Origin of the sequence: Pedobacter sp. R20-19 (genome assembly GCF_000708265.2) — a bacterium.
In the GTDB taxonomy this organism is placed as follows: domain Bacteria; phylum Bacteroidota; class Bacteroidia; order Sphingobacteriales; family Sphingobacteriaceae; genus Pedobacter.
In genome coordinates this window covers 50755-74801 of record NZ_JCKI01000003.1, presented here as the reverse complement: position 1 = coordinate 74801, position 24047 = coordinate 50755, and the positions used below count along the sequence as shown (strand labels likewise).

At 35.7% G+C, this 24047-nt stretch carries 28 protein-coding genes; 17 read left to right on the top strand and 11 right to left on the bottom strand.

Annotated elements, in window-relative coordinates; genetic code table 11:
* Positions 1 to 7: 7 nt before the first annotated feature.
* Together AN34_RS07925 and AN34_RS22085 are read right to left on the bottom strand one after the other, a co-directional pair.
* Positions 8 to 838, bottom strand: a complete 831-nt coding sequence (locus AN34_RS07925; RefSeq protein ID WP_231625509.1) for a S9 family peptidase — start codon at positions 836 to 838, stop codon at positions 8 to 10.
* Between the two features lie 112 nt (positions 839 to 950).
* Complete coding sequence (locus AN34_RS22085) at positions 951 to 1235, bottom strand: DoxX family membrane protein (protein ID WP_051666331.1); 285 nt, start codon at positions 1233 to 1235, stop codon at positions 951 to 953.
* Between the two features lie 220 nt (positions 1236 to 1455).
* Here AN34_RS22085 and hemA point away from each other — a divergent pair, with 220 nt between their 5' ends.
* The 11 genes from hemA to AN34_RS07865 all read left to right on the top strand — a co-directional run bounded on the left by hemA (position 1456) and on the right by AN34_RS07865 (position 12235).
* The gene (gene hemA / locus AN34_RS07915; protein WP_029284052.1) at positions 1456 to 2682 is read left to right on the top strand and encodes a glutamyl-tRNA reductase; all 1227 of its coding nucleotides are present in this window, start codon (positions 1456 to 1458) and stop codon (positions 2680 to 2682) included.
* 336 nt (positions 2683 to 3018) lie between these two features.
* Positions 3019 to 4608: a hydroxymethylbilane synthase gene (gene hemC, locus AN34_RS07910; protein WP_197285503.1), complete on the top strand. Its 1590-nt coding sequence runs from the start codon at positions 3019 to 3021 to the stop codon at positions 4606 to 4608.
* 221 nt (positions 4609 to 4829) lie between these two features.
* Positions 4830 to 5798: a porphobilinogen synthase gene (hemB, locus tag AN34_RS07905; RefSeq protein ID WP_029284048.1), complete on the top strand. Its 969-nt coding sequence runs from the start codon at positions 4830 to 4832 to the stop codon at positions 5796 to 5798.
* Positions 5799 to 5895: 97 nt separating this feature from the next.
* Positions 5896 to 7266: a glutamate-1-semialdehyde 2,1-aminomutase gene (gene hemL, locus AN34_RS07900; RefSeq protein ID WP_029284046.1), complete on the top strand. Its 1371-nt coding sequence runs from the start codon at positions 5896 to 5898 to the stop codon at positions 7264 to 7266.
* A 79-nt stretch (positions 7267 to 7345) separates the two neighbouring features.
* On the top strand, positions 7346 to 8212 hold the full coding sequence (locus AN34_RS07895; RefSeq protein ID WP_029284044.1) for a sensor histidine kinase KdpD: 867 nt from the start codon (positions 7346 to 7348) through the stop codon (positions 8210 to 8212).
* A gap of 8 nt (positions 8213 to 8220) precedes the next feature.
* On the top strand, positions 8221 to 8925 hold the full coding sequence (locus AN34_RS07890; RefSeq protein ID WP_029284042.1) for a response regulator transcription factor: 705 nt from the start codon (positions 8221 to 8223) through the stop codon (positions 8923 to 8925).
* A complete protein-coding gene (locus tag AN34_RS07885) occupies positions 8925 to 9440 on the top strand; it encodes a hypothetical protein (protein ID WP_029284040.1) in 516 nt (171 codons plus the stop codon). The genes AN34_RS07890 and AN34_RS07885 overlap by 1 nt, the downstream gene beginning before the upstream one ends.
* 194 nt (positions 9441 to 9634) lie before the next feature.
* Complete coding sequence (gene hemE, locus AN34_RS07880; RefSeq protein ID WP_029284038.1) at positions 9635 to 10660, top strand: uroporphyrinogen decarboxylase; 1026 nt, start codon at positions 9635 to 9637, stop codon at positions 10658 to 10660.
* 44 nt (positions 10661 to 10704) lie between these two features.
* Positions 10705 to 10938, top strand: a complete 234-nt coding sequence (locus AN34_RS07875; protein WP_029284036.1) for a hypothetical protein — start codon at positions 10705 to 10707, stop codon at positions 10936 to 10938.
* Positions 10938 to 11681 (top strand): hypothetical protein, encoded by a 744-nt coding sequence (locus tag AN34_RS07870; protein ID WP_029284034.1) that lies wholly within the window; start codon positions 10938 to 10940, stop codon positions 11679 to 11681. Before AN34_RS07875 ends, AN34_RS07870 begins: the two co-directional genes overlap by 1 nt.
* A complete protein-coding gene (locus tag AN34_RS07865) occupies positions 11678 to 12235 on the top strand; it encodes a CopD family protein (protein WP_029284029.1) in 558 nt (185 codons plus the stop codon). Before AN34_RS07870 ends, AN34_RS07865 begins: the two co-directional genes overlap by 4 nt.
* Positions 12236 to 12278: 43 nt before the next feature.
* On the opposite strand, the gene AN34_RS07860 is transcribed toward AN34_RS07865, so the two are convergent.
* Together AN34_RS07860 and AN34_RS07855 are read right to left on the bottom strand one after the other, a co-directional pair.
* Positions 12279 to 12527, bottom strand: a complete 249-nt coding sequence (locus AN34_RS07860) for a hypothetical protein (RefSeq protein ID WP_036676801.1) — start codon at positions 12525 to 12527, stop codon at positions 12279 to 12281.
* A 27-nt stretch (positions 12528 to 12554) separates the two neighbouring features.
* On the bottom strand, positions 12555 to 12896 hold the full coding sequence (locus AN34_RS07855) for a DUF2085 domain-containing protein (RefSeq protein ID WP_036676798.1): 342 nt from the start codon (positions 12894 to 12896) through the stop codon (positions 12555 to 12557).
* Between the two features lie 136 nt (positions 12897 to 13032).
* Here AN34_RS07855 and AN34_RS07850 point away from each other — a divergent pair, with 136 nt between their 5' ends.
* The 4 genes from AN34_RS07850 (at position 13033) to AN34_RS07835 (ending at position 16587) form a co-directional block, all read left to right on the top strand.
* Positions 13033 to 14181 carry a hypothetical protein gene (locus tag AN34_RS07850; protein WP_029284023.1) on the top strand — a complete coding sequence of 383 codons (1149 nt, stop codon included), beginning with the start codon at positions 13033 to 13035 and terminating at the stop codon, positions 14179 to 14181.
* Positions 14182 to 14373: 192 nt separating this feature from the next.
* Complete coding sequence (locus AN34_RS07845; protein WP_029284021.1) at positions 14374 to 14943, top strand: RNA polymerase sigma factor; 570 nt, start codon at positions 14374 to 14376, stop codon at positions 14941 to 14943.
* Positions 14924 to 15679: a hypothetical protein gene (locus tag AN34_RS07840; protein ID WP_029284019.1), complete on the top strand. Its 756-nt coding sequence runs from the start codon at positions 14924 to 14926 to the stop codon at positions 15677 to 15679. Before AN34_RS07845 ends, AN34_RS07840 begins: the two co-directional genes overlap by 20 nt.
* A 95-nt stretch (positions 15680 to 15774) precedes the next feature.
* Positions 15775 to 16587: an outer membrane beta-barrel protein gene (locus AN34_RS07835; RefSeq protein WP_029284018.1), complete on the top strand. Its 813-nt coding sequence runs from the start codon at positions 15775 to 15777 to the stop codon at positions 16585 to 16587.
* A gap of 63 nt (positions 16588 to 16650) precedes the next feature.
* On the opposite strand, the gene AN34_RS07830 is transcribed toward AN34_RS07835, so the two are convergent.
* Positions 16651 to 17070: a PIN domain-containing protein gene (locus AN34_RS07830; protein ID WP_197285502.1), complete on the bottom strand. Its 420-nt coding sequence runs from the start codon at positions 17068 to 17070 to the stop codon at positions 16651 to 16653.
* Complete coding sequence (locus AN34_RS07825; RefSeq protein WP_029284015.1) at positions 17057 to 17335, bottom strand: DUF6364 family protein; 279 nt, start codon at positions 17333 to 17335, stop codon at positions 17057 to 17059. Before AN34_RS07825 ends, AN34_RS07830 begins: the two co-directional genes overlap by 14 nt.
* 173 nt (positions 17336 to 17508) lie before the next feature.
* Between AN34_RS07825 and AN34_RS07820 the strand changes: the two genes are divergently transcribed.
* Positions 17509 to 18501, top strand: a complete 993-nt coding sequence (locus tag AN34_RS07820; RefSeq protein WP_051666329.1) for an ABC transporter ATP-binding protein — start codon at positions 17509 to 17511, stop codon at positions 18499 to 18501.
* Positions 18502 to 18509: 8 nt separating this feature from the next.
* On the opposite strand, the gene AN34_RS07815 is transcribed toward AN34_RS07820, so the two are convergent.
* On the bottom strand, positions 18510 to 18902 hold the full coding sequence (locus tag AN34_RS07815) for a hypothetical protein (RefSeq protein ID WP_029284008.1): 393 nt from the start codon (positions 18900 to 18902) through the stop codon (positions 18510 to 18512).
* A gap of 136 nt (positions 18903 to 19038) precedes the next feature.
* Between AN34_RS07815 and AN34_RS07810 the strand changes: the two genes are divergently transcribed.
* A complete protein-coding gene (locus AN34_RS07810; protein ID WP_029284006.1) occupies positions 19039 to 19599 on the top strand; it encodes a DUF4230 domain-containing protein in 561 nt (186 codons plus the stop codon).
* Positions 19600 to 19647: 48 nt separating this feature from the next.
* On the opposite strand, the gene AN34_RS07805 is transcribed toward AN34_RS07810, so the two are convergent.
* The 4 genes from AN34_RS07805 to leuB form a co-directional block, all read right to left on the bottom strand.
* Positions 19648 to 19995 (bottom strand): cupin domain-containing protein, encoded by a 348-nt coding sequence (locus AN34_RS07805; RefSeq protein WP_029284005.1) that lies wholly within the window; start codon positions 19993 to 19995, stop codon positions 19648 to 19650.
* Between the two features lie 108 nt (positions 19996 to 20103).
* Complete coding sequence (gene ilvA / locus AN34_RS07800) at positions 20104 to 21354, bottom strand: threonine ammonia-lyase IlvA (RefSeq protein ID WP_029284004.1); 1251 nt, start codon at positions 21352 to 21354, stop codon at positions 20104 to 20106.
* A 375-nt stretch (positions 21355 to 21729) separates the two neighbouring features.
* The gene (locus AN34_RS07795) at positions 21730 to 22890 is read right to left on the bottom strand and encodes a 2-isopropylmalate synthase (protein ID WP_082468349.1); all 1161 of its coding nucleotides are present in this window, start codon (positions 22888 to 22890) and stop codon (positions 21730 to 21732) included.
* Positions 22891 to 22900: 10 nt separating this feature from the next.
* Positions 22901 to 23992: a 3-isopropylmalate dehydrogenase gene (gene leuB, locus AN34_RS07790; RefSeq protein WP_029284002.1), complete on the bottom strand. Its 1092-nt coding sequence runs from the start codon at positions 23990 to 23992 to the stop codon at positions 22901 to 22903.
* Between the last annotated feature and the right edge of the window lie 55 nt (positions 23993 to 24047).

The window sequence follows — 24047 nt, the reverse complement described above, 5'->3', positions numbered from 1 at the left end:
TCAATGATCATGACTCTTTTAGAAAGGTTAAACACCTTTCGCAAACCTTAAATAAGAGTGGTGGTAAGGTTTCGTTTTCATAAGGATGAGATGTGCCATACACATGGTTAGCACCTTCAATTTTAGCGAGCCTGCTATTCGGATTGGCACCTGCTAATTTTTGTGCATGCTCAAAAGGAACATTCACATCATCATCACCCTGAACAATTAACCATGGAATATTAATCCGTTTCGCTGCATCAATAATGTTGAATGTTTGAGTGTTTTGCTCAAAGTCTTCCAGTAAGGTAACATTTAGCGGCATTTGTTCTTTCGTTCTTGCATTAGTTACAAAGATTTTACCAGTTTTTTTCCATTCTGATTCCTGTTCCTTTTTCCAAAGGCTATTGAAACTCGAAATAGCGCTCCAGGTGATGAGCTTATTAATTCGTACATCAGTAGCAGCTTCAATAATGGATAATCCACCTCCTCTACTATGGCCAATTAAATTGACTTCGGTTTCGCTTCCATAAGCTTTGGTTATAAAATCAAGTATTGCATTTACATCAAAAAGTTCTTTAGAAATGGTATTGCTGGCAAAGGCTTCCATATCAGTAACATCTACAGGATGATCTGCAGGTACGCCACTGTGTGATAAATTGAATTTAATATACCTGTATCCATTGCTGGCAAAATATCGGGCCACCAGGTGATGTGCACCCCAATCTTTAAACCCTTTAAATCCATGAACAAAAAGTACAATCGGGGTATTTGGGTTCTTATCATCAAAAGTGATGTCACCGATAATTAGTTTTCCATCTGAACCACTTAAGCTAAAATCATTTTGTATAATCATCATTTAAGGAATTGGTGTATTAGATAAACTTACTAAATCTGATTTTGTTGTAAAGTTTTTTGCTGATACCATTACTTTTTAATGGTTAGATGAAATGATGAACGTTAAATTTCTATCATTTGCCCCAATCTCGATAATAATACCAGGCCCAACCCATTAATAATATTTGAAACGGCAATCTCAACCAGGCGATAAGGGGTGTTACTAGAATTTTGCCAAGCTGAAAGGGTGCGATTTGAATCATGTATATATGTGAAGGTAGGAATGCGACTAACATGAAAATAATGAATAAAGCAGCCAGTTTTTTTGTTCTTGAAAAAAGCAGCATTATTCCCAAAACAATTTCCATTACGCCTGATAGATAAATTAAAAACTCATGAGCTGGCAACCATTTTGGCATAATAGTAAGATAGCCGGATGTTGATATAAAATGATTAATCCCGCCAGGATATATAAAAGGCCATATAACCAAAGGAGAACTTTGAAAAAGATATTACGATTGTCAGTGTTATGCATTTATTTAAAACCGTTCTAAATTGACGTAAATTACAGATGAATGACGTTGACATGCATGATGCATGCTACTTTTGTGTCCCGATAATAGTTAACAACGGAAGCACTTGGAATATTTAAAAGTAATAGCTTTTACGCATCACCACATCGACCTGAAATCTTTAGGGAAATTAGTTATTTGTGACCAAAGTTTAGATAGCAGGTTGAAGAATATTCAAACTGAACTTCCCGTTAGCGAAATTTTTTACATTGGAACCTGTAACCGTGTAGAGTTCGTTTTTCTCACTAAAGAGAAAACAGATAAAGAATTTGTTACCCGGTTTCTTACTGTATTGGACATGGGGTTGCCTCCGGAGTTTATGGAGCGTTTCCTTGATAATGTTACCGTTTACGAAAACGAAGAAGCTTTCAATCATCTTTTAAGAACGTCTTGTTCATTGGAAAGTTTGGTTGTTGGTGAAAAAGAAATCCTTGCTCAAATACGTAAAGCTTATGAAAACTGCCGTGATGCAGGTTTTACCGGCGATTACATGCGTATGATTATGGAAAGGGTAGTAAAAACAGCTAAAGAGGTTTATACACATACCAACATTTCAAAAAATCCGGTTTCGGTAGTTTCTCTGGCTTATCGCAAGCTTAAAGAATTAAATATGTGTGGCAATTCACGTGTATTAATCATTGGAGCAGGTGAAACTAACCAGAATATTGCAAAATATCTTAACAAACATAAATACTCAAACTTTTCTATTTTTAATCGTACGCTATCAAAGGCAGAAACTTTAGCTAGCGAATTAAATGGGAAAGCTTATCATTTAGAAGCTTTAGAAAATTTTACCGAAGGTTTTGATGTGATTATTACCTGTACAGGTTCTACTGATGCAATTATTAACGAAGCGCTTTATGCTAAGTTACTAAACGGTGATACAGGTAAAAAGGTAATTGTCGATCTAGCGATTCCAAATGATGTTGCTCCGGCTGTTATTCACAATAATCCGGTTCATTATATTGAAGTAGAATCTTTAAAAGAAGTTGCCCGTAAAAATATTCAGGAACGTTATAGTGAATTGGTTCACGCCGAAGAAATTATAAGCAATAACATTTCCGAGTTCTTCACGGTTTTAAAGCAGCGTAGGATTGAATTGGCCATGCAAGATGTTCCACGGAAGATTAAAGAAATCAAAAACACAGCACTTAATGGCGTGTTTGCTGATGAAATTAGTCAGATGGATGAAGCCTCCCGCGAAGTGTTAGAGCGTGTAATGAATTACATGGAAAAAAAATGCATAAGCGTTCCAATGATTATGGCAAAAGAAATTCTGGTTAAAGAATCTTAATTTAACCGCAAAGAACGCTAAGTTAGGCTTTATCTCTTTTAGATTTACTAATAATGAGCAAGTTTTAGATGCATTGCTCTTCGATTAAAAGCTTATACTTTCTTATATTCCTTATCTGGTCAGGCTAATTTATTTTACTTACATTTTAGCATTTTAAATCACAGTTTCTTAAGGCTTGTTGACATAAATAAAAACAACTATCTGTTACTAAGGCCTCTTACCATGATTAAATTGTACTACTTTCATCTCAATCTCCCTTCTCTGTAACCTCACTGTCTCATTTTTAAACAATTTATAGATTCAAGCAGTATTTACCTTAAATTTGCTACTCATTAAATGTTTATAGTGAAGAAATTAACCATCGGAACACGCGGTAGCGAACTCGCTTTATGGCAGGCTAATCATATTCAAAATGAGTTAGCAGCAATTGGAATAGAAGCTGATATTAAAATTATCAAAACACAGGGAGATAAAATCCTGAATTTGAGATTGGATAAATTAGAAGGAAAAGGTTTTTTTACCAAAGAATTGGAAGAAGAGCTCCTGGCTGGTACAATCGATCTGGCCGTTCACTGCCTTAAAGATTTGCCTACCAATCATCCTGCTGGCTTAACTATAGCTGCCATCCCTCCCCGCGAGGAGGCTACTGAATATCTGTTGATTTTAAAAGATTGCGTAGATGTATCGCAGAAACTTTCTCTTAAAAAAGGTGCCATGGTGGGTACTTCATCAAATAGAAGAAAAGCCCAGTTATTGGGTTTAAGGTCTGATTTGGAGATTGAAGATTTACGTGGAAATGTACCTACACGTATTCAAAAATTAAGGGATGAAAACTATGATGCCATTATGCTTGCTAAAGCTGGTATTAAACGTTTGGGTTTAGATGTAAGCGAATTTCATGTAGAAGAATTGGCTCCTACAGAATTTGTTCCGGCACCAGCGCAGGGTGCCTTAGCCATACAAATCAGAGAGAATGATCATGAACTTTTTGATGCACTTCAAACACTGCATGATCCTTTAACTGCTGAAGAAGTTGGTGTAGAACGTAAAGTTTTGAATTTGTTTGAAGGGGGATGCCATATGCCTTTAGGCTGCTACTGTAAAGAAGAAGATGGTGCCTTTGAAGTGTGGACATCAAAAGCTGAAACTGCAGATGATTTTCCAGAACGTTTATTTTTACGTGCAGATACCACCGAAGGTTTAGCCGAAAAAATTGTAGCGAAGTTTAGTAAAGAAAGAAAGAAACCATCTAAAGTTTTTATCTCACGCGAAATAGGTGAACATAGTTATTTTCGTAAAGCATTAGAAAGTAAGGATATTGAAATTGAAGGCCGCTCATTAATTCGTACTTTCCCTATTGTAACGGTTTTAGACCAGTTTATTTTAAAAAATATCGATTGGATTTTCTTTAGCAGCCGGAATAGTGTAGAATATTTCTTTAATCTTAAACCACTTTTACCCAAGAAAACACAATTTGGTGTGGTAGGTAGAGGTTCAGAAGATGCCTTGCGTAAATTTGGTCACTTTGCTGATTTTGTAGGGGAAAGTGGAGATATCACCGAGGTTGCTGAAGATTTTGCAAAGCTGGTTTCAGGAAAAAATATTCTATTTCCGAGGGCGCAGGATTCATTGCAGTCTATCCAGAAATCTTTGCCAGCTGACGCTAAAATTATTGATTTGCCCATTTATGAAACGGTAATTGAGGAAAACATCGACCAAAGTTATGCTGATGTGTTGATTTTTACCAGCCCATCTAATGTGGATGCCTATTTTGCTGATAATTTGCTAGAACCCGGGCAACAAGTGATTGCCATTGGTAATTCAACAGGGAAAAAGTTTGATGAGATGGGTGTAAAATATGCATTGCCATATTCGCCAGATGAAATTGGATTGGCAGAGGCCGTTTTTGGAATCGAAATTAAATAAAGGTATAACGAGCTTAAAGCTGAAAGACCAAAGCGAAAGAAATACCAAATCGCAATTTCCATTTACAAAGCATCTTGCTGCACCTTTACAACGAGTCGTCATGCTGAATTCATTTCAGCATCTTAATGCAAAAGAGACTTACTGATAAAGACATAGGCAATTTAAAAATAATAATATGATCATGTCTTTATACCTGATACTAAATAAATGATACTAATAATATGTTACATCGTCCGAGAAGATTAAGAAAGAATCCGTTAGTGAGAGAGATGGTAGCCGAAACCCGACTATCGAAAGATATGTTTGTGTATCCATATTTTGTGGTGCCTGGAACGAATGTTACACATGCGATTGATGCCATGCCTGGTGTAAACCATTATTCGGTTGATGCTTTGATTAAGGATGTGGAAGCCGAAATGAAAAAAGGCTTGAATAAAATCATGCTCTTTGGTGTGGGTGATGAAAAATCTGCTGATGCGAAGTCTGCCTATCATGATCATTCTCTGGTGCCAACTGCAGTTCGTGAATTGAAGAAACAATTTGGAGATGATTTATATGTGGTTACCGATGTATGCGTTTGTTCTTATACCACTCATGGACATTGCGGAATTATGGAGAACGATTATGTTCAAAATGATAAAACTGTAGATGTAATTGCCAAAATGGCTTTAGCGCATGCAGAAGCTGGTGCAGATATGTTCGCGCCATCTGATATGATGGATGGCAGAATTGAAGCGATGCGAAATTTGCTGGATGAAAATGGTTTCGTAAATGCAGCTATTATGAGTCATGCTACAAAATTTGCTTCGGCTTATTATGGCCCGTTTAGAGAAGCTGCAGATTGCGCACCGAGCAAAGGAGATCGGAAAGCTTATCAAATGGATTTCAGAAATCCGCTAGAAGCAATGCGTGAAGCACAATTGGATGAACAGGAAGGTGCTGATGTGCTGATGGTAAAACCCGGATTGGCTTATTTGGATATTATTCAGCGTTTAAAACAAGATACCAATTTACCCATTGCTGTTTATAACGTATCTGGCGAATACTCCATGGTTAAAGCTGCTGCAGAGCGTGGATGGATTGACGAACAAAAAGTAGTAATGGAAACGATGCATGCCTTTGCAAGAGCTGGTGCAAGCATCATTACTACTTATCATATTAAAGATATTTTAAATAACGATTGGATGTAATTTGAGCTGAAAGCTTAAAGCTAAAAGAGTAAAGTGGCTACTTAGCACTTTACTCTTCGCTTTAAGCTTTAGTCTTTCAGCTTTTAGCTTAAAAAAAATGTTAGATTCATTAAAAAAAATGTTTTCTGGTAATGAGGCCGATATTCCGGTCAATACTGGAAGTAAACTAGATATTTCGAGAGTAAAATCTGCGGAGTTATATGAGAAATCAAAAACGTACTTCCCTGGTGGCGTAAACTCTCCGGTAAGGGCTTTTAAGTCGGTTTATGGTACACCACTCTTTATTGAAAAAGGGGATGGCTGTTATATCTGGGATGCAGATGGTAACCAATTTATTGATTTTTGTGGAAGTTGGGGTCCTTTAATTTTAGGCCATAACCATCCAAAAATTCGTGAGAAAGTTACTGAAGTGATGCAAAATGGAATGAGCTTTGGTGCACCAACGGCTTTAGAAAATGAGCTCGCAGAACTGATCATCAAAAACAACCGGTTTGTAGAAAAAATTCGTTTTACCAGTTCGGGTACAGAAGCCGTGATGTCTGCTATTCGTTTGGCCAGGGGATTTACTGGTAGAGATAAAATCATTAAATTTGAAGGTTGCTACCACGGTCATAGCGATTCATTATTAGTAAAGGCAGGATCGGGTTTGGTTACTTTTGGTGAAACATCATCTGCAGGTGTTCCAAAATCTTTTGCTGAAGAAACAATCGTAATCCCATTAAATGATACAAATGCCATTGAACAAGCTTTCAATCAGTTTAAAGATCAGGTAGCTGCTGTAATTATTGAAGGTATTCCGGCAAATAATGGCTTGATCATGCAGGATGAAGAATATATCAAATTCTTGCGTAAAATCTGTTCAGATAATAAGTCTCTGCTCATTTTTGATGAAGTCATCACTGGTTTCAGGGTTGGTTTTGAAGGTGCAGCTGCGCATTATGGCATCACACCAGATATTGTAACTTATGGAAAAATCATCGGTGGAGGTTTACCAGTGGGGATGTATGGTGCATCTGCTGAAATTATGGGTCATATTTCTCCTGATGGAGGTGTTTATCAGGCAGGTACTTTATCAGGCAATCCTGTGGCAATGGCTGCAGGTATTGCAACTTTAACAGAATTAAATAAATCTGGTTTCTACAAAGATTTAAATAATAAAACACAAGATTTTGTAGCCAGCATTCAACGATTTGCTACAGCCAGAAATTATAAATTTAAAGTGTTCACGGTAGGTTCTATTTTTTGGTTTGCCTTTACAGAGAAAGATAAAATTCAATCAGCAGATGATATTGATGCTGGAAGCATGGATAAATTTAAGATTATGCACCGTGAATTGCTTAATAGAGGAATTTATTTAGGCCCATCAGGTTATGAGGTTGGTTTCGTATCTGCAGCACACACTAAAATAGAATTAGAGAAAGCAAAAAGAGCGATCTTTGAAGCGCTGGATTTGGTGTTCAAGAAATAAATATAAATACCTATAAGATTTTTAAAATCTTATAGGTATCTTAAAATTAACTATAAATTAAGTCCATTAGGGCTCGGTTATGAAGAAATCCATTATCATTTTTTACGCATTACTGCTGTACGCATTAATTCAGCTCATTTCATGGGGAACTTTGGTGGTGCGTCTGCAGCCTAGTCGCATGACGATGATTATGGGAGAGGGTTCTGTTTTTCTTTTCTTGCTATGCATTGGTGGCTATTTTCTGCATCAATCATTAAAACGTGAGGACAAATTAAGAGAGCAACAACAGAATTTTTTGATGTCCATTACACATGAATTAAAATCACCACTTGCCGCAATAAAACTTTCTATCCAAACCATTGTTAAAAGAGATCTGGATAAGGCTCGTCAGGTTTCTTTATTGAATAATTCATTAAAGGATATTGAGCGGTTAGATGATTTGGTTGAAAACATGCTTTTGGCTACTAAAATTGAAAATCGTTCATACAGCTTTCCAAAAGAAGAGTTTAATTTCTCTGAATTGGTTTATAAAATTACAGACAGGTTGCAAGTGCACTCTTGCGGTAATGAACAGCTGATTAATGCGCAAATTCAGCCAAATTTGCAGATTGTGGGTGACAAGTTTGCCTTATCGTCAGTCGTGACGAATTTGATTGAAAATGCAGTTAAATATTCAAGTCCTTGTGATGAGATAAATGTGGCTTTAGATAAGGTGGATGGCCATTTAAGATTAAGTGTTACCGATAAAGGCCCAGGCATTTCAGATGCCGAAAAAATGTTGATATTTGATAAGTTTTACCGAGTTGGTAATGAGAATGTCAGGAAAGCGAAAGGAACAGGTTTAGGCTTGTTTATTGTGAAAGAGGTTTTACAATACCATGATGCAGATATTACAGTAAAAGACAATCTGCCTCAAGGAAGTATTTTTGAAGTAACATTTAGTTAATCTCAATTATGTCACAAAAATTAAGAATTCTATTGGTAGAAGACGAGGATCACTTGTTAGATGCTATCAAATTAAACCTCGAGCTGGAGGGTTATAAAGTTCACGCCGTTAAAGATGGCAAAACTGCTCTTAAAGTTTTTAAAGAGGAGCGCTTTAATCTTATCGTATTAGATGTTATGCTTCCTGAAATGGATGGTTTCCAGGTTTGTGAAACTATTCGTTTAGAAAATGCAGAAGTTCCGATTATGTTTCTAACGGCTAAAAACACTTCAGAAGATCGTGTTTTAGGTTTGAAAAAAGGTGCTGATGATTATTTGGTTAAACCATTCAACTTAGAAGAATTAATTCTTCGTGTGGGTATTTTAGTTAAACGCAGCTTAAAATCGGATGATTTAAAAGAATTAAACTCTTATAAAATCGGTGATAAAACGATCTATTTTAATTCTTTCGAATTGAAAAATGATGATGGTACCATTACGCCATTAACCAAAAAAGAAACCATGTTATTAAAGCTTTTAATTGAGCGTAAAAATGATGCCGTTTCTCGTGAGCAGATTTTAGAAACCGTTTGGAATTATGATGTTTATCCATCAACCAGAACAATAGATAATTTTATCTTAACGTTCCGTAAGTATTTTGAACCAGACCAAAAGAATCCAGTTTATTTTCATTCAATTCGTGGCGTAGGTTATAAATTTACCGATATACATTAATGTATAACAGTCTCGGCAGGTATGCACTGATGGCTGTTTTCTTGCTGGCTACATTAGTTTGCGTTTTTTATACTCAATATGAGCTGGCAGCAGTCGCTGGTTTTCTTTGTCTCTTTGTGATTTGGAGTCACTTCAGGCATAGTTCCGTATTGATGGCTTCTAAATATTTTAAAAATAATGATTTTGTGAAAGCTAAACTAATGTTAGCTGAAGTACCTAATCCAGAAAGATTATCTAGAAACCGCAGAGGTTATTATGAATTTATGCAAGGCAATATGGCTTTGAAGGAAGAAGATTACGAAAAGGCTGAGTATCATTTTCAGCTGGCCAGTCGTTTTCCGGTTGGTGGTAAAAACCAAAAAGGTTATGTTTTAATCCATTTGGCTAATCTGGCCTTAAGAAAAAAGGATAAAGAAAAAGCAGAAGCATATACAAAATTAGCGAAGGAGTTGGCAGAATCAGCACGCTCAAAGGATATTATTATTAAGATAGAAAAGGAAATCAGTAAATTATAATATAAATATTGTCATTTTGAATAACGAAGAACCAGTTTAGGAATAAAAAGGTACTTCGTTTTTTTTTTATTTATAGATTTGCACATTAAATTTTTTTTCCATTCGTCATCCAGAATTTAGTTCTGGATCTAATTATAGAGAAAGATGCTGAAATGAATTCAGCATGACGGTTATTGGAACACCAACTAGAAATCATGAAGAATAATTTATTTTTAGACGCTGCATTTTCAAAACAGACAGAACGCCCACCAGTATGGATGATGCGTCAGGCAGGTCGTTTTATGCCACAATATTGGGAGATCAAAAACAAATACTCTTTTTTAGAGATGTGTAAAACCCCTGAAATTGCGGCAGATGTAACCATGTTGCCTGTGGATTTATTAGGTATTGATGCAGCGATTTTATTCTGTGATATTTTAGTAACTGGTGAGGCAATGGGTGGGGATTTAAGCTTTACTCAAGGCATAGGTCCAAAATTTGCAAACCCGGTACGTAATGCACAAGATATTGAAAACCTCAATGTAGATTGTTTAGATGAATTGCAATATGTTGCCAACGCAATTAAGGTGATTCAACAACGGTTAGACGGAAATATTCCTTTAATTGGTTTCGCAGGTGCACCATTTACAGTAATGAGTTACCTAATTGAAGGTGGTTCTTCTAAAGATTTTAAATTAACAAAGCTTTTTATACATAACCAACCAGAATTGGCACATAAGCTTTTAGCGAAGATTGCTAAAGTAACGGCTGATTATCTGAACCTACAGATTGCTGCGGGTGTTAATGCCGTTCAGATTTTCGACAGCTGGGCGCTTGCATTGTCTTGGAACGATTATCAGGAGTTTTCGCATCGTTACATTCAGGAAATTATTGCTAACTTAAATAGAAAAGATATTCCTGTAATTTCTTTTTGTAAAGGGAGTTCTGTCTTTGCACCAATTATGGCAGAGGCTAAGCCTGATGTGATTTCAGTAGATTGGAACGCAGATTTATTGAATATTAAGAATGCTTTGCCCGCAGGTATTGCGGTTCAGGGAAATTTAGATCCACATATTTTATATGCAGATCAATCAGTGATTAAAGCACAAATTCATAAATTATTTGAACGCATGCGTGGTACAGAAGGATTTATCTTCAACTTAGGTCATGGTATCATGCCAGACATTCCTTTTGATAATGTAAAATATGCGATTGAGGTGGTAAAGGAATTTAGATATTAATTGAATCATTTGATTTTTGTATATTAGCTACATAACTCAAAAATATGACTGTTAAATCTTTAAATGATGAGGATAAGCTGCCAATTAAACAATTAATAAAAGCAGTTAATAAGAAGATGAAAGATGTTTTGAGGGTTGTTGATGCATTAAATCTAGGCAGAACTGAAGTTAAAGTAGATGGAGTTTACAGAACATTTAATAACGGAGATTCAGTTAAGGTAGCAGAAGGTAATTTTAAAAGAAGAAGAATTACTGAAAAGAGAATTAAGATTTTTTAATGCCTAAACAGCCTAAATTAAGGATTTTTGCCGGACCAAATGGTTCTGGTAAAACTACTTTGTTTGATTCTATAAAATCAAACTATTTTTCTACCCAGATTTTTGTTAATGCAGACTTATTGGAGGAAGAATTTCAGAAGAAAAATTTCCTCAACTTATCTGATTTTGAAATTGATACAACCAATGAAGATTTTGCATCGTTTTGTTTTCAGAGTGGACTTTTCATAAAAGCTGGATTCAACACAGAAAGTTGGAATTTAGCCGTCAGAGAAAATGTTGTTGTTAAAAATATTGCACATTCAACAATTTATAACTCCTATCATTTTGCCATCATTGCAGATTTTATTCGATATACATTAATCAGAAATAAAAAATCATTCAGCTTCGAAACTGTATTTTCACATCCTTCAAAATTAGACCTTATAGATTTTGCTCATCGTAATAATTATAAGGTTTACCTTTATTTTATAGGCACAGAGACGCCAAGGATGAACTTAGAACGAGTAAAGGATAGAGTTTTGAAAGGAGGTCATTTGGTTGGAGCAGAAAAAATTGAGACGCGTTACTTTTTGACAATGGATTTATTAATTGATATGTTGAAAAAAGTAGATGAAACTTACCTTTGGGATAATTCAGGGTTAAAACACGACTTTGTTGGGCATATTAAAGAAGGAGTTTTAAACCTTGAAGTTCTCAATGTTCCAAATTGGGTAGATACTTATATTTTAAGTAAAATTGAATGATAGAAACCCTACAACCCTATTATTACTATTTCGTTGCTGTACACATTGTGTTTGTAATCAGCTGGATGGCCGGTTTGTTCTATATTTTAAGTCTTTTTATTTACCATACCGAGGCAAATGAAAAGCCAGAACCTGAAAAGAGTATTCTCCTCCAGCAGTTTACCAAAATGGAGGCTACGCTGTGGAAGATCATTTGCGCTCCGGCAATGATTATTTCTGTTGTGGCAGGTATCTCAATGCTAACATTACATCCAATGCTATTACAAATGTCATGGATGCATGTTAAACTCGGCTTTGTAATTGGTTTACTGATATACCACTTCATCTGCCAGAATATTGTTAAGCAGCTTAAAAATAATCAATTTAAAATGACCAGTTTTCAGTTGCGCTTGTGGCGGGAATTGGCAACCATTTTTATGATTGCAATTGTATTTGTGGTTATCCTTAAAAGCGCAATCAACTGGATTTATGGTTTAATTGGCATTATGGGCGTGGCAATGGCAATTATGATTGCGGTTAAGCTCTATAAAAATTATAGATTAAAAAGTAAATAAACTTTCTTAAGACCTAAGCTTGAAGAAAGTTCATTTAAATATATTAGCCTCTTACAATATAGCTAATTATATTAAGTACTATTCCAATTCCAAAACCTATTAACGCCAGGTTACAGGCTGATTTCGCAGCTACAGGTTCGGTATCTTTTTTGACGAAGTAAATAATAGCACCTGCTAAAGGGATACAGAATGAAAGGATTTTCATTCCTGTACTTAGATCTTCATTAGACTGGTTATTAAAAGGATTAAACTGTGGGTCTTTTTGAGTGTTAAATGGATCGTTTTCTGACATGATGTTTTTAATTTTAGATAGGGATTATTATAATAAATGATATAAAAATTTAAAAGATACAACAATATAATAGGCTATAAAATCACTTATCCCAGCCAAGCCTAAGCCTGCAAATATTCCTGTTATAAATCTAAGTATGTTATTGCTTTCCCGATTACAGTAAGCCTGAGTTAGTCCATCTATTGTAGTGGGCATAATAGCAAGTAGGGCAAAAAATATATTTATTTTTATAAAAAATATAATAGGTATAAAAATAGCATAGCCAACATATATCCCAGTACATCTGGCACATAGTGGAAACTGTTTTCCCTTAAAAAAAAATGATCTCTCCGGTAGCCGATGGCAATCAACAAATTCTAACTTCGTCATATTTTCTATCAATAATAGAAAAAAATATTTATTATCAATAATCTAATCTGTCTAAAGTAAAATAAATTATATTAATACTTTAACTACTTCTGCATTACAAAAACTATCCTAAATTTGAGCGATAAAATCCAAGCACATGTTTACAAACACAGGTTTGAAAAAGGCCTTACTCTTCTTAACTTTTTCATTTATATCCTATTTCGCATCCGCACAGTTCAATCAATCGGCTTTTGAAAACAAAATCCGTCCTGATAGCAGTTTAACTAATGAGGTTCATTTTAACTTTTATAATTTAAACTACGTTCGGAACTACGAATACACCAACGATTTTCATGATGGTTATACCCTTTACGGCACCCAGTTGCAACCGCAGATTGTTTATTACGCACATCCTAATCTGGCTATCACGGCAGGGGCATTTATTAGAAAAGATTTTGGGCGCAATGGTGTAACAGATGCAAAGCCTTTATTTAGCTTAAAATATCATAAAAGAAATTTAACCTTGGTTTTTGGAAGTTTAGAAGGAGGGATTCAGCATAAATATATAGAGCCACTTTACGATTTCGAAAGGACAATTACTACACCAATTGAATACGGAACGCAGTTACTGGTAGAGAGAAAGAAATTTAGTTTAGATGCCTGGATTGCCTGGCAGAAAATGATTTACACTGGAGAAGCTGCAAAGGAAGAAATTATTGGTGGTTTATCTACCGAAACTTTTTTACTGAAAACCGATGATTGGAAACTGAGTATTCCAGCCCAGTTCTTAGCTTTTCATCAAGGTGGACAAATAGATGTGTTAAAAGAAATTCCTATTAGTACCGTATTTAACGGTGCAACAGGTTTAAAGCTGCATAAAGATATCAATACGAATATCAAGCAAGTTTATACGGATAACTATATTGCAGTATATAAGGATTTCTCTCCCACTAAAAGAAGAGCTTATGAAGGCGGTTTCGGATTGTGGCTAAATGCTGGTGTAGAAAGTAAATGGGGTAGCTTAGTAGCATCTTATTGGAAAGGAAATAACTTTATTTCAATTAAGGGTATGCCTTTATATGAATCCGTTTCCAGTAACTTATATACCAACGGTTTAAAGCAAAGCGGAAGAAATATCGTTTCGTTACGTTATGCCTATCAAAAGGAATTAATTCCACATTTATATCTGGATGTTCGTTTTGAGCCACACATCGATTTGGATCATACTGATAAACAGTTGCAATTTAATCATTCATTCTTCTTAACCTACAAACAGGATTTTAAATTGTTTAAGGTGAAGAAATAAGCTTAAAAATAACCTGCTTTCAAACCTCATAGATTTTAAAATCTATGAGGTTTATTGTTTATTATAAAAAAAATAAAGTATATCTTTCTGATAATCAGCTGCTATTGTTTTAATTTTAACTTTATTTAACTTTTTTTATCTCACCATGCAACCAATGTGTGTCATCTATCATCTACTCTATACAAACACACAATGAAATTGACGCGAAGCTATACGATAAACGATTTGATGGAAGGCTGCAAAGCTGGCGACCGGAAGATGCAGGAGCTGCTTTATAAGCAAACAGCATCGAAAATGTTAGCCGTTTGTATGCGCTACGCCAAAGATAGAATGGAAGCTGAGGATATATTGCAGATGGGATACATTAAAATTTTCCAAAAAATTGAAGCGTACCGGGGCGATGGTTCTTTTGAAGGCTGGATTAGAAGGGTAATGGTAAATACCGCGATTGAAAGTTATCGTAAAAATTTACGCAGCCTTAACGTGGTAGAGATTGATGAGGCATATGAGCAACCCTCAACCGGATTTGATTTTGGTACGCTCGGCATGCAGGATTTAATGAAAGTAATACAAAAATTAGCAGATGGCTACCGAATGGTTTTCAATATGTACGTGATTGAAGGGTATTCACATAAAGAAATTGGCGAAACGCTTGGCATCTCAGAGGGAGCCAGTAAATCTCAGTTGTCAAGAGCCAGAGCAATATTAAAAGAAGAAATTATAAAAATGGAGGGATTTGGTTATGCAACCTATACAGGATAAGGATTTTGATCAGTTATTTAAAAATGCTTTCGAAGATGCCGAAATTACCCCATCCCGTAATTTATGGAGTAGCATTGAAAGTGAAATTGTACCGAAGAAAAAGAGAATAGTTCCGCTTTACTGGTTATCTGCAGCCGCAGTTTTATTAATCGCAGCAGTTGGACTTTTGGTTTATCAACAACAAGAAGTTAAGCCAAAGCAGTTTGCAAATCATGTTGAACTTCAAAAAGCAAAGCCAATTATAGAAACATCACCAGTAAGTGACTCTTCAAAAACGATAACAACACCAGTTAGAAAGGTAGATCAAGTTTTACCTTCTACAACACAACATGTTGAGGCAATAGCAAAAACGGCAGTAAAAGAAAAGGTTCGTTCGTTGGGAAGTCAAAAACAAGTTACTGCACCAGAAATGCAAAAGCAGGAAATTATGATTGCTAAAGTTGAAGAGCCTAAAAAAGACATTAAAGCTAAAATTGATGAGGCGATTTTACAATCCAAAGATGAAACTGTTTTAGCATCTAATGCCAATACAATTTCAATTGATGAAGTAGTAGGTGAGCCAGATCATGCCGAAAACAAGGGTATCCGTAACGTTGGAGACGTGGTAAATCTTATTGTAAATAAAATGGATAAAAGAAAAGATAAGTTAATTCAGTTTCGTACTGATGATGATGATTCTTCTATTTCATCTATAAATATCGGACCATTCAGAATAGGAAAAAAAAGTAGAAAATAGGACTGGATTAAAGGACCATAAGATTCGAATGCTTAAAACATTCTCTCATTTGATAATTCACTTATTCAACATTGATAAAATAACACACACAAAATATGAAAAATATAATTTTTACAACACTTTTGGTAAGCGGGCTTGCCAGTGTTATGGCTCCAGGTGCATTTGCACAGCAAGATACTGTGGTGAAAGATACGGTAATGAAGAAAAAGGCAAAATATACCTTAAATATTGGTGGAGGAAGTCTCATTACAAAAAATACAGATTCTCTGGATAAAGTTAAAAAAGGTCGTTTTGTTGGTGGCATTACCTTTACCAGGGTTGATTTGGGTTTTTCGAGATTAATTGATAATGGTAGCTTCAATTTATCACCTACAAACGAATTTTTAGATTATAAAGGTGGTAAAACGAGTACATTCTCTTTCGATGTTTTACAATTTGGTTATCGTTTCAATTCGAACTTTAAAGTTTATGTAGCGGGTGGGTTCGACTGGACTTTAATTCGCTTAAGAGATAACATTACCATTCAGAAAAATCAACCTACTTTAGCCTATGTAAACGAAAATATTGCTTTTTCAAAAAATCGTTTTTCGAGTAGCTACGTACACATTCCTTTAAACTTTGAGTTGCGTACCAAAGAAAATGATAAGGGCAAAAGGTTCTATTTCATTTTAGGTCCTGAGGTAAGTTTCTTGTTGAATGGGAAAATAAAACAGATTAGCGATGAACGTGGAAAAGAAAAACAATATGATAATTACCACTTTCAGTCGGTACGTTACGGTGGAACATTTAGATTAGGTTATGGTGGCTTTGGCTTATTTACCAAATACTATTTTAACGATATGTTTAATACAACAGCGCAAGCAGGTTTAAAAAATATGAGCTTCGGCTTAACCTTTGGACTTAATTAAAATACAGCAACACACAAATAAAGTTAAATCCTGTTTCGGTTAGGCGAGACAGGATTTTTTGTTTTATAGTGTTTTTAATAACATGGTTGGAGTGAGCACACTAAGCTTACTTTTTTTATAATCTTTAATGTTCCGGGTGATGATAGCATTAATTGAGCCATTAGTGTCTGCAGAAAAATTTTGAAGTGCATCTTCAAAATCAGAAAATTCAGAATCAATGGCTTTTAAAATTATAGCTTTATCAACTTTAATAACATCTAAAAAGTTAAGAAGAACTTTTATACCCTGCAATATTGATTTAGATTTATGTTCCTTTCTTAGTAAATAATATATATTGGCAATGGCTATTCCAGTGACAAATCCATTTAATTTCCCTGTTTCACACAAGGCTAAAATCTTTGAAGAATTTTCAGAGAAAGGTTGTCGATCTAAAAAATAATCGAGAATAATATCAGAGTCAATTAGTATGTTATTTATTTTCATTATCAAGATATCTTTGATATTTTTCGTCTCTGATCTTATTCAATTCTTCTTTGTAATCAAAATCTAAAGGCATTTTGAATGCACCTTTAAATGATTTTAATATAGGAGAAAGTTCATCCTGAATGGGTTCGATTTCTTCTCTTTTAGTTACAGCTTTAAGGTAATTTTCTACCACAGCAGATAAACTCCGACCTTGCTCTTCTGCATAAGCTTTTGCCCGTTTTATAACAGACTCATCTATTGTTAAGGTTAACTTGGTATTCATAATCTTTAGTTATTGATGTAAAGATACATTGATATATTTGCACGTGCAAATTTTAATAAAAGCACACGTGTTATATTTTAGCTATAAACTTTATTCTGTTAGCTTACTTAGTTATGTAATATTCTTTTGCTTTAAGCTTTAGTCTTTCTGCTTTAAGCTTTATCTTTACCTCTGTGAGCAATACCATCATCAGCGTAAGAAATTTAACCAAACAATACCAGGCCAGCCAGGCTGGTGGAATTAAAAACATCAGTTTCGATATCGATAGGGGCGATGTCGTAGCCATTATTGGCGAAAGCGGAAGCGGCAAGTCAACTTTGTTAAAATCAATTTATGGCTTATTAAAAACCGATGAGGGCGAAATCCTTTTTAATAATGAACTTGTTAAAGGGCCAGATGAGCAACTCATTCCCGGGCATAAGCAAATGAAAATGGTTACCCAGGATTTTTCTTTGAATATTTACGCAAAGGTTTATGATAATATTGCCTCCCAGTTATCGAACACTGATCTAAAAACCAAGTCCGAAAAAACGCTATCCATTATGGAGCACCTTCGGATTCTTCCCTTGCAAAACAAGAAAATTATCGAGCTGAGTGGGGGTGAACAACAACGTGTAGCCATTGCTAAAGCTATGGTCGCGGACACAAAAGTGCTACTATTGGATGAACCTTTTAGTCAGGTTGATGCTTTATTGAAGAATCAGCTGCGAGCCGATATCAAACGTGTTGCTGCTGAAACCGGTGTTACCGTCATCCTCGTTTCTCATGATCCGGCTGATGGTTTATTTCTCGCCGATCAATTGTTGATTGTACGCGATGGAGAACTTTTGCAAACAGGTAAGCCGTCAGAAATTTATCAACAACCTAAACACATTTATACAGCACAGATTTTAGGCAATGCAGTGGTGCTGTCTCGTGGAGATGCAGAAAAAATCGGACTGAAAACATTTGCCGCTTCAGTGGTTTTTTATCCGGAATGGGCAGAAATTTCTGGCAATTGGAGTAGCAGACGTTTTGAAGTGAAAGACGTTTATTACAAGGGTTTCTACGATGAACTATTGTTGGAAAGAAATGGTGTTGCTGTAAGGGCTCTACAATTGAATAGGGGTGAGCATAAAAAAAACGACCACGTTCAATTGAACATTAGTCGTTTTTTAGAGTTTTAAAAAAATATTTAGGTCACATTCTGTGCTGCAACTAAAACAACTTTTATACGAATTGTACTTGTTGGAGGTGGACCATATGAATATATACGAATTGAACCAGTATATATATCGTAATCATAACTTTGAGCTTGATTTGGGATCTGAAAATAGCCAGTTGATGTAGTCCCATCAGTTGCGATATAAACTAAAACACCTTCATCCTGGACATTGATATTATCAATTTCACTAGCAACTAAATCTACAAAGTATGTATTAGTGGTTCCGCCTAAAAGCCTCCACGCATTACCAGGTTTATCGAATATTATTGTTCTGTTTGGAGTACTTTGAACAATAGTGTCTTTCTTGCACGATGCCAAACCTAGTGTGGCAATGCAAAGCATTAGGATAGTAAGTTTTTTCATGTTGATTAGTGTTTATTTGTGTGTGTTTATTGTCTTAATACAAAACAACTGCCAAAAATTCTGAATCACACAATGTGGATTAATAATTGTTTAATCGCTATCACACAATAATAAAATTTGAATTAATTCCTTCACAATGAGAATATTTTTTAGGGTTTTACCGTGGTTAATTTTGCTGGTAGCCGGCTATTTTTTTATCTCCAAAAAGTTCAGCATTAGCACTTCTGTGGAAAGTAAACATCAGCTTCTGGTAGAGAAAATAGAGGCTATTGGCAAGCTGGAGCTGGTTCGCTATCAAATTAGCGATGTACTGGAGCACAAAAATAAAACAGACTTTTTGCCAGAAGCCAGTGTTTTACTCATTGTAAAAGCAGAAGCCGTAGGCTGTATTGATCTCAGAAAAATTACACGCGAAGATATTAGTGTTGAAGCGGATACAGCTGTAGTAAATTTGCCACAGCCCGAGATTTGTTATGTAAAAATTGACCATAAAAACTCAAGGGTTTATGATACTAAAATGGCCTATTTCAGAGAGGCCAAACTGGTAGATGAGGCCTATAAAGCTGCTGAACAAAAGATAACTTCTGAAGTGAAAAAATCAGATATTTTAGCACAGACTAAATCTAATGCAGCCAGTGTATTGAAACCCATAATTGAAGGCTTGGGTTATAAAAATGTCAGGTTAACTTTTAATTAAATTTTTAGTATCAGGATATGATTATCAGGTATCAAGATTCAAGAAATATTATAAAAAATCTTCCCGGTGGGGATTAAAGATATCAATAAGCAGACCTGCTTCCAGACAAACCACACCATGAAATATGTTGGATGGTGCAAAGAAAACATCTCCTTCATTCAGGATTTTTTGATCATCGCCCATAGTTACTTCGAAACTACCTTTGGCAACGTAACTTAATTGTAAATGTGGATGGTTATGAATGGTTCCAATTGCGCCTTTCTGAAAGCTGACTTTCACCAACATCAGGTTATCATCAAAGGGCATCACTTTACGCTTAACACCAGCACCTAAATCATTCCAATCGATGTTGTTATCTTCTATTAATGTTTTGTTGGCTAAATCTTTGAAGTTCATTTTGTTATTGGTTTGAACCATATAAGGAACTTAAGCTCATTTAGTTTTGATACTTAATTTTCTTAAATTCCTTACATGATTAATTTTTATTGCAACTGGCTGGCTATATTAAACCAGATACTCAAACAATGTCTGGTCTTGGTTCAACTCAATAATCTCGAATTTAAAATCCTTCATGCGCTGTACTAAACTGGCATAATCATCTTTATTGGTAAGCTCAATTCCAACCAGGGCAGGCCCATTCTCTTTATTGGTTTTTTTAATGAATTCAAAACGCGTAATATCATCCTGCGGACCTAAAACTTCATTCACAAATAACTTTAACGCACCTGGTCTTTGCGGAAAACGTACAATGAAGTAATGTTTTAAGCCTTCAAAAAGCAAAGATTTCTCTTTAATTTCCTGCATCCGCTCAATGTCGTTATTGCCGCCGCTAATCACACATACCACATTTTTCCCTACAATTTGATCTTTTACTTGCTCTAATGCCGCAACAGACAATGCACCAGCAGGTTCTACAACAATAGCATCCTCATTATAAAGCTTTAAAATGGTGGTACAAATTTGTCCTTCAGGAATTAAATAAGTAGAGCTAAGCAGTTCCTTACAGTATTGATAAGTGATCCAACCCATTCTCTTTACTGCTGCACCATCAACAAAACGTTCGATGTTTTCAACGGTTATTGGTCCACCATTTTTTAGGGCTTCGCTTAATGATGGTGCGCCCATTGGTTCAACACCAAAAATTTTTACAGCGGGCTTTACCGTTTGCAGATAAGCAATCACTCCGGAAGCTAAACCACCACCTCCAACAGGAACAATTATGGCATCTAATTCTGGTAAATCCTCAAAAATTTCCATCGCAACCGTAGCCTGTCCTTCGATTACTTTATCATCATCAAACGGAGGGATAAATGTTGAGGCTTTTTCTTCAGCATAAACCAGGGCTTCTTTTAAACAATCATCAAAGGTATCACCAACCAAAATAATTTCAATATTATCGCCGCCAAACATATTAACCTGTTTGATCTTCTGTTTTGGTGTAATCTCCGGCATAAATATGACGCCTTTAATCCCTAACTTCTTACATGAATAGGCTACGCCCTGCGCATGATTACCAGCACTGGCACAAACCACGCCATTTGTTAAGGCCTCCTGTGGCAAAGAACTAATTTTGTTATACGCACCACGTAACTTGTAAGAACGCACAATTTGCAAATCTTCTCTTTTCAAATAAATATTTGCATTGTAATGAGCAGAAAGTCCGGCGTTAAATTCCAAAGGTGTACGCTTTACCACACCTTTAAGTCGCTGTGTGGCAGAATTGAAATCTAAAGTATTTGGCGTTGTTATGTTCATATTTTAAACCTAAACCCTTAAAGGGGGCTATTTAATATCAGGTAAGTAATTTGCGAATATATTTATTTCGCTTTATATTGTTTTGAAAAGCTAGTTCAGTGCTTTTCGGTTATGGCAGTCCTGCTATTCCTTTCAATCTTTTTTTAAAATTTCTGTCATGCTGAGGTACGGAGCATCTGTTTCATCGGTTGCAGATGCCTCGTGCCTCAGCATGACAGCATATACCAAGGTTGCTGCCAAGCAAAAAGTATTTCACTACTATCTAGTTTAGGAAACTAAGTTGTCTGCTCAAAATTCAGATAACACCCTCAAAGTTTCTTAATCCAAAAGGTATCTTATGGATTTTACAAGCTTTCAGCTTTAACCTTTCCACTCCTAAGCCAAATGCAAAGCAACCAATTGGTTTAAATCGTGGTCATTAATGCCTTGTTTGCCATCTGCTAAAACTAAAAACTGTTTGTAAACAATATCCAAATTGTCTTTTTCTAATCTATGGCCTAAACGATCCAAATGGTGTTTTAATGCATGGCGACCGCTTCTGGCAGTTAATACAATTGTCGCATCAGGGAAACCTACATCTTCAGGTTTAATGATTTCGTAGTTTTCACGGTTTTTTAAGAAGCCATCCTGATGAATTCCAGAACTGTGTGAAAATGCATTTCCGCCAACAATTGCCTTGTTTGGTTGCACTGGCATATTCATTTGGTTTCTAATCATGTGGCTCATTTCATAAAAACGAGTGGCATCAATTTGCGTGTTTAATCCCAAAACTTTATGCGTTTTTAGAATCATTACCACTTCTTCCATCGAAGTATTCCCAGCACGCTCACCTATTCCGTTAATGGTACATTCTACCTGGCGGGCACCATTTTGCAAACCTGCTATTGAATTTGCAGTAGCCAAGCCTAAGTCATTATGGCAGTGAACAGAGATAATGGCCTGATCAATATTCTTTACATTTTCTTTTAAATAAAGAATTTTCGAACCATATTGGTCTGGCAAGCAATAACCATTGGTATCTGGAATATTAACTACGGTTGCTCCAGCTGCAATAACAGCCTCAACCATTTTAGCTAAAAATTCTATATCAGCACGGCCAGCATCTTCCGCGTAAAATTCTACATCTTCTACGAATTTTTTTGAATATTTTACGGCTTCTACAGCACGTTCTAAAATCTCATCGCGGGTACTGTTAAATTTATGTTTAATGTGGAAATCAGATGAACCAATTCCGGTATGGATACGAGGTCTTTTGGCATAACGCAAAGCATCAGCAGCTACATCGATATCGTTTTTGTTTGCACGGGTTAACGCACAAATTATAGGGTTGGTTACTGCTTTTGATAATTCGATTACGCTATTAAAATCTCCTGGACTAGATACGGGGAATCCTGCTTCAATTACATCTACGCCTAATAGCTCAAGAGATTTTGCGATTTCTACTTTTTGGTTTGTATCTAATTGACAGCCTGGTACCTGCTCACCATCACGTAAGGTGGTGTCGAAAATATAAACTTTGTTTGGGTCGTGAATCATAATCTAGAGTTTAGGATTGATTAATTTTTTGAGATAAGAATTTTAATACCAATTTGCCCATTTCGGCAGTGCCTAAAACTTTAAATCGGTTAGTACTTTGGTCGGCAATATCATGCGTTCTGAAACCCTCTTTCAAAACCTCATCTATAGTATCAACCAATAATTTAGCTTCTTCTTTAAGTCCGAAGCCAATTTCGAGCATGAGCGCTGCAGATAGGATAGAGGCCAGCGGATTAGCTAAATCTTTACCTGTAATGTCGTGCGCAGAACCATGAATAGGCTCGAAGAAACCTGTGCTTTCGCCAACAGATGCAGAGGCTAACATTCCCATAGAACCTGCAATTTGAGAAGCTTCATCCGTTAAGATATCGCCAAATAGATTTGCGGTTAACACCACATCAAATTTCTTCGGGTTTTTGATCAGCTGCATCGCTGCATTATCAATAAACATGTGCTCCGTTTCTACATCAGGGTATTGTTTTGCAATCTCCTGAACGGTTTCACGCCACAAACGAGAACTTTCTAAAACATTCGCTTTATCTACTGAGCATAATCTTTTGCTGCGTTGTTGAGCCGCCTGATAAGCTTTATGTGCAATACGTTCCACTTCATATCGGTGATAGATCATTAAATCGGAAGCGGTGTTTCTATCTTCTGAACGGGTTTTTTCGCCGAAATAAACATCACCCGTTAATTCACGGAAAAATAAAATATCAGTTCCTCTTAAAATTTCAGGTTTAATGCTCGAAGCCTGAAGAAGTTCATCAAACAATAATATTGGGCGGAGATTTGCAAATAAACCAAGTTCTTTACGGATTTTAAGCAAGCCTTGTTCCGGGCGTACTTTTAAGCTTGGATCATTATCATATTTGGCATGGCCGATGGCACCAAAGAGGATGGCGTCGCTTTTTCTGGCTTTTTCTAAAGTTTCGTCTGGCAGCGGCTCGCCCGTAACTTCAATTGCTGCATGTCCCATTAAAGCTTCATCAAAAACAAACTCATGTCCGAAAATTTCTGCAATTTTCTCTAATGCTGCTTTTCCCCATGTAGTGACTTCAGGGCCAATACCATCTCCTGGTATTACTAAAATGTTCTTCTTCATTGTATGATATATTATCGTCTTTGCCAGGTACGAAGCAATCTTTGCACTGTATTTT

Bases quoted from the DNA above. Each gene is read 5' to 3' on its own strand.
- hemL (WP_029284046.1), top strand. From the start codon at position 5,896: ATGTTAGATTCATTAAAAAAAATGTTTTCTGGTAATGAGGCCGATATT.
- AN34_RS07815 (WP_029284008.1), bottom strand. From the start codon at position 18,902: ATGAAAAAACTTACTATCCTAATGCTTTGCATTGCCACACTAGGTTTG.
- AN34_RS07825 (WP_029284015.1), bottom strand. From the start codon at position 17,335: ATGAATACCAAGTTAACCTTAACAATAGATGAGTCTGTTATAAAACGG.
- AN34_RS07840 (WP_029284019.1), top strand. From the start codon at position 14,924: ATGCAACCTATACAGGATAAGGATTTTGATCAGTTATTTAAAAATGCT.
- AN34_RS07890 (WP_029284042.1), top strand. From the start codon at position 8,221: ATGTCACAAAAATTAAGAATTCTATTGGTAGAAGACGAGGATCACTTG.
- AN34_RS07875 (WP_029284036.1), top strand. From the start codon at position 10,705: ATGACTGTTAAATCTTTAAATGATGAGGATAAGCTGCCAATTAAACAA.
- ilvA (WP_029284004.1), bottom strand. From the start codon at position 21,354: ATGAACATAACAACGCCAAATACTTTAGATTTCAATTCTGCCACACAG.
- AN34_RS07895 (WP_029284044.1), top strand. From the start codon at position 7,346: ATGAAGAAATCCATTATCATTTTTTACGCATTACTGCTGTACGCATTA.
- AN34_RS07805 (WP_029284005.1), bottom strand. From the start codon at position 19,995: ATGAACTTCAAAGATTTAGCCAACAAAACATTAATAGAAGATAACAAC.
- AN34_RS07830 (WP_197285502.1), bottom strand. From the start codon at position 17,070: ATGAAAATAAATAACATACTAATTGACTCTGATATTATTCTCGATTAT.
- AN34_RS07870 (WP_029284034.1), top strand. From the start codon at position 10,938: ATGCCTAAACAGCCTAAATTAAGGATTTTTGCCGGACCAAATGGTTCT.
- AN34_RS07795 (WP_082468349.1), bottom strand. From the start codon at position 22,890: ATGATTCACGACCCAAACAAAGTTTATATTTTCGACACCACCTTACGT.
- AN34_RS07845 (WP_029284021.1), top strand. From the start codon at position 14,374: ATGAAATTGACGCGAAGCTATACGATAAACGATTTGATGGAAGGCTGC.
- AN34_RS07865 (WP_029284029.1), top strand. From the start codon at position 11,678: ATGATAGAAACCCTACAACCCTATTATTACTATTTCGTTGCTGTACAC.
- AN34_RS07885 (WP_029284040.1), top strand. From the start codon at position 8,925: ATGTATAACAGTCTCGGCAGGTATGCACTGATGGCTGTTTTCTTGCTG.
- hemE (WP_029284038.1), top strand. From the start codon at position 9,635: ATGAAGAATAATTTATTTTTAGACGCTGCATTTTCAAAACAGACAGAA.
- hemC (WP_197285503.1), top strand. From the start codon at position 3,019: ATGTTTATAGTGAAGAAATTAACCATCGGAACACGCGGTAGCGAACTC.
- AN34_RS07925 (WP_231625509.1), bottom strand. From the start codon at position 838: ATGATGATTATACAAAATGATTTTAGCTTAAGTGGTTCAGATGGAAAA.
- leuB (WP_029284002.1), bottom strand. From the start codon at position 23,992: ATGAAGAAGAACATTTTAGTAATACCAGGAGATGGTATTGGCCCTGAA.
- AN34_RS07855 (WP_036676798.1), bottom strand. From the start codon at position 12,896: ATGACGAAGTTAGAATTTGTTGATTGCCATCGGCTACCGGAGAGATCA.
- AN34_RS07860 (WP_036676801.1), bottom strand. From the start codon at position 12,527: ATGTCAGAAAACGATCCATTTAACACTCAAAAAGACCCACAGTTTAAT.
- AN34_RS07850 (WP_029284023.1), top strand. From the start codon at position 13,033: ATGTTTACAAACACAGGTTTGAAAAAGGCCTTACTCTTCTTAACTTTT.
- AN34_RS07810 (WP_029284006.1), top strand. From the start codon at position 19,039: ATGAGAATATTTTTTAGGGTTTTACCGTGGTTAATTTTGCTGGTAGCC.
- hemB (WP_029284048.1), top strand. From the start codon at position 4,830: ATGTTACATCGTCCGAGAAGATTAAGAAAGAATCCGTTAGTGAGAGAG.
- AN34_RS22085 (WP_051666331.1), bottom strand. From the start codon at position 1,235: ATGCCAAAATGGTTGCCAGCTCATGAGTTTTTAATTTATCTATCAGGC.
- AN34_RS07835 (WP_029284018.1), top strand. From the start codon at position 15,775: ATGAAAAATATAATTTTTACAACACTTTTGGTAAGCGGGCTTGCCAGT.